Below are 3752 nucleotides of genomic sequence, written 5' to 3'. Positions count from 1 at the left end.
GCAGGGTTTGGCGCGGTTCGGTGTCGAAATTGATGAAGACGAAGCCGTTCCACACGTCGCAGTGCACCGGACGCAACCCGTACTGCGCGAGATCGAGGTCGAAGAACTCCGATTCCTGCTGGACGAATTTCAACGCGCCCTGCAGGTCGTAGCGCCAACCGTGATATTTGCAGGTGAACTGCCGACACGTGCCGCGGGTCTCGTCGCCGGGAAAGTCGTTCCACACCAGTTTGTTTCCGCGGTGACGGCACACGTTATAAAAGGCGCGGATACGCTCATCTTTGCCGTTGACCAGGATCACCGAGACACCGACGACCTCGATCTCCTTGGTGAGGTAGCTGCCGACACGCGGAAACTCCTCCACCCGTGCGACATTCAGCCACGCGCGTTTGAAGATCGCTTCGCGCTCGAGTTCGTAGAACTCTCGAGACGTCGAGTCCTTGAAAGACACCGGCCCGGTTCCCAATTCGGGATAGTGCTCGGTCCAGGAGCCCTCCGGGGGCCTGCCTGCTCTGGTCATCGAATCCTCACTATCACATCACCGCTCCGCCGTTGACGCCCAGAACCTGACCGGTGATGTACCTTGCTTCTTCCGAACATAAAAATCCTACGGCGGCGGCGATGTCGGCCCCGGTGCCGAGGTAGCCCAACGGGATATTGCTGGCGATCTGCTCGTTGGACGGCAGGTACCCGGCGGCCTGACCCTGGTGCTGCATCGGAGTCTCGATGCCCGACGGCGGAATGTTGTTCACCGTGATTCCGTGGGGCGCGTATTCGCGGGCCAGCGACTTGGTCAAGGTGATCACCGCGCCTTTGGACGCCGCGTAATGGGCGGCGAACGGGGAGCCGCGCTGGGCGCTCGAGGACGAGATCATCACGATCCTCCCCCAGTTCGCCTCCACCATGTCCGGCAGCGCGAGCTGGCAGCAATGAAAGGTGCCGGTGAGATTCACGTCGATGATCCGAGACCAGGTTTCGGCGCTGATGTCCAAGAACGGTGAAAAGTCGAACATGCCGGCGCTGGTCACCAAAACTGTCACCGGGCCCAGCTCGCTGCGCACCTTCGCGAAGGCCCGCTCCACAGCGGGCCGATCGGTGACGTCGGCGCCCGCCCCGAGCGCGGTCACACCCTTGGCCCGCAGGTCGTCGGTGACACGTTGCGCGGCATCCTCGTTGACGTCGAGGACCGCGACTTTGAGTCCGCGCCGGCCCAATTCATGGCAGGTCGCCTCGCCCATACCCGAGGCGCCGCCGGTCACCACCGCGACCCTGGTCATCGACCCCGCTCCACCATCGACCGCCTTATCGCTCACTCGTAGACCACCCGCACCGTGGGGCTGGTAGGCAGGGCTTGGCACGTCAACACCCAACCCTCCTCGACCTCATCTGGATCGAGCGCGTCGTTGTTGATCATCCGGGCACTGCCCTGTGTCAGGCGGGCCATGCACGTTCCGCACGAACCGATCTCACACGAGGACGGCGCCCGCAGTCCGGCCATCCGGGCCGTCTGCAGCAGCGTGTTGCCCGAGTCGTACGACGCCGTGGTCGTAACCCCGCTCAGCACGATGGTGACCTCGTCGGTGATTACTTCGGTGTCGGGTGGCGACGCCGCGGCAATGTCGTTCACGTCGAAATGCTCCACGTGCAGCCGGTCGGCCGGTACGCCCGCCGCAGACAGGGCGGTTCGCACGGTCTCCATGAATTCGTTCGGCCCGCAGATGTAAACGTCGGCGTCTCCGGCGTCCTGCACGAACGCCTCGATGTCCGCCTCGGTGACGAAACCGCCGTTGTCGTCGAGATGGTGGTGCAGCACGAAGCGATCGGCGTGCCGCGCGTTGAGCGACGCCAACGCCTCGTCGAAGATCACCGCGTCACGGCTTCGGTTGGCATAGAACAGTCGCGTGGCGCGCTTGCCGGCCATCAGCGCCGTACGCAAGAGCGAAAACACCGGCGTGATGCCGCTTCCGCCGGCGAAGGCGATCAGCTCTCGATCGCTGTCGTGCAACACGAAGCGGCCCTGCGGTGGCAGGGCGGGCAGCTGATCGCCGGGCGCGGCCGTGTCGTTGAGCCAGTTCGACACCACGCCGTCGCGGTCGCGTTTGACGGTGATCTGCAGGTCCTCGCTCAGAGCGGGTGACGACGACATCGAGTAACACCGTCGATGCTCGCGGCCTTCAACGCTGACCAGCAGTGTAAGAAACTGCCCGGCTTGGTAGCCGAACTGCTCCGCGCCGCTCGGCGGGACATCGAGAACAATCGACACGGCGTCGCGGGTTTCGGGGACCACGCGCTTGATCCGCAGTGGCACAAAGCCATCCGGCAAGGCAGCGACGTCGACCCCGCCCGATCCGGCCTCGGTCACCGCCGCCGAACCGGCGTTCGCGGTCGCGCGAAATTCACCCATCCCGGCCACAGTATCAACTACTTGCGATTAGTCTCAAGTACTAGATACAGGTGTAGCCCGTCGGCGCCCGAGGTCACGCCGTCCTGGGCGGTGTCAACCGTCGACGTGGTCGTTGAACAGTTCATGGCCGGTGCCCTTTTCGACGACGCGGCCCAGCAACTCCCGCAGGGTTCGCTGCTCTTGCTCGTTCAGCACGCCGAACACCTCCTGGTGTGCGGCGATCGCGTCATTGACCACCGTTTCGGCGACCTTGCGGCCCTCCCCGGTCAGGTACGCCCGCAGGATGCGCGCGTGCTGGGGGTCTTGTTTTCTTTCCACCAGGCCGCGCCGTTCCAGGGCGGTGAGTGCGAGCTGGACGCCTTGCGGGCTGATCAGCAGCCGCCGCGCCAATTCGGCGCCGGACAAGCCGGGTTCGTTGGCCAGTTGGCGCAGCACACCGATCTGGGCGGTGCTCACGCCGTGTTCGCGCATCGCCTCGTTGATGGTGGTCAGCGAGTAGTAGAAGGCCTGCTTGAGCAGCCACAGGATGTTGTCGGTGAGTTCCATTCCCGCCTCCGTTATGCCGCGGGGCTTTTGTAGATCTGCCCGTTTTTCATGACAAAGCGCACGTCGAGCGTGGCGGCGATGTCGTCGAAAGGGTCTCCGGGAACGGCGATGATGTCGGCCAGATAGCCCGGGGCCAGCCTGCCCAACTCGTCGTCCGCCTCGATCAGCTCGGCGGCTATCACGGTGGCCGCGCGGATCGCCTGCGCGGGAGTCATGCCACGTTCGACCAGCGCGCCGAGCTCCTTGGCGTTGTGGCCATGCGGGATGGCCGGCGCATCGGTGCCGCAGGCGATTCGCACGCCGGCGTCGATTGCCTTGGGCAGCATCGACTTTGCGCGCGGGAACACCTCGAGCGCTTTCTTGCGCAGCTCCGGTGCGATGCGGTCGATGGCCATGACGTCGGTCAGATACGTGGTCGACACCAGGAACGTGCCGTGGTCGACCATCATCTGGATGGTCTCGTCGCTGGCCAGGAAGCCGTGTTCGATGCAGTCGATCCCGGCGCGAATGCACGCTTGTATCGCGCTGTCCCCGACGGCGTGCGCGGCCACCCGAACTCCGGCCCGATGGGCCTCGTCGGCGATCGCGGCGAACTCGGCATCGGAGTACTGCTGCGCACCCGGCGCGGTGCTGTGTGACATCACCCCGCCCGAGGCGGAGACCTTGATCAGCTTGGCGCCGTGCCGAATCTGGTATCGCACGCAGGCGATCACGTCGGGGACACCGTTGGCGATGCCTTCGGCCACCGACAGCGGCATGATCCCGGGAGCCAGCCGCTGGAACACCGTTGGGTCCAAGTGCC

At 65.0% G+C, this 3752-nt stretch carries 5 protein-coding genes; all 5 read right to left on the bottom strand.

Annotation, left to right across the window (positions count from 1 at the left end; all coding sequences use genetic code 11):
- On the bottom strand, positions 1-520 hold a 520-nt coding region (locus VFW69_RS15995), incomplete at its 3' end, for an aromatic ring-hydroxylating oxygenase subunit alpha (protein WP_526502482.1).
- Positions 521-533: 13 nt separating this feature from the next.
- Positions 534-1277, bottom strand: a complete 744-nt coding sequence (locus tag VFW69_RS15990; protein ID WP_526502481.1) for an SDR family NAD(P)-dependent oxidoreductase — start codon at positions 1275-1277, stop codon at positions 534-536.
- 32 nt (positions 1278-1309) lie between these two features.
- A complete protein-coding gene (locus tag VFW69_RS15985; RefSeq protein ID WP_526502483.1) occupies positions 1310-2323 on the bottom strand; it encodes a 2Fe-2S iron-sulfur cluster-binding protein in 1014 nt (337 codons plus the stop codon).
- 174 nt (positions 2324-2497) lie between these two features.
- Positions 2498-2950, bottom strand: a complete 453-nt coding sequence (locus VFW69_RS15980; RefSeq protein ID WP_064877459.1) for a MarR family winged helix-turn-helix transcriptional regulator — start codon at positions 2948-2950, stop codon at positions 2498-2500.
- Positions 2951-2961: 11 nt separating this feature from the next.
- On the bottom strand, positions 2962-3752 hold a 791-nt coding region (locus VFW69_RS15975), incomplete at its 5' end, for a metal-dependent hydrolase family protein (RefSeq protein ID WP_526502480.1).

Origin of the sequence: Mycobacterium sp., assembly GCF_036273375.1 — a bacterium.
In the GTDB taxonomy this organism is placed as follows: Bacteria; Actinomycetota; Actinomycetes; order Mycobacteriales; family Mycobacteriaceae; genus Mycobacterium.
Note: the sequence above shows the minus strand (reverse complement) of the source record. Positions and strands in the feature narration are given on the sequence as shown.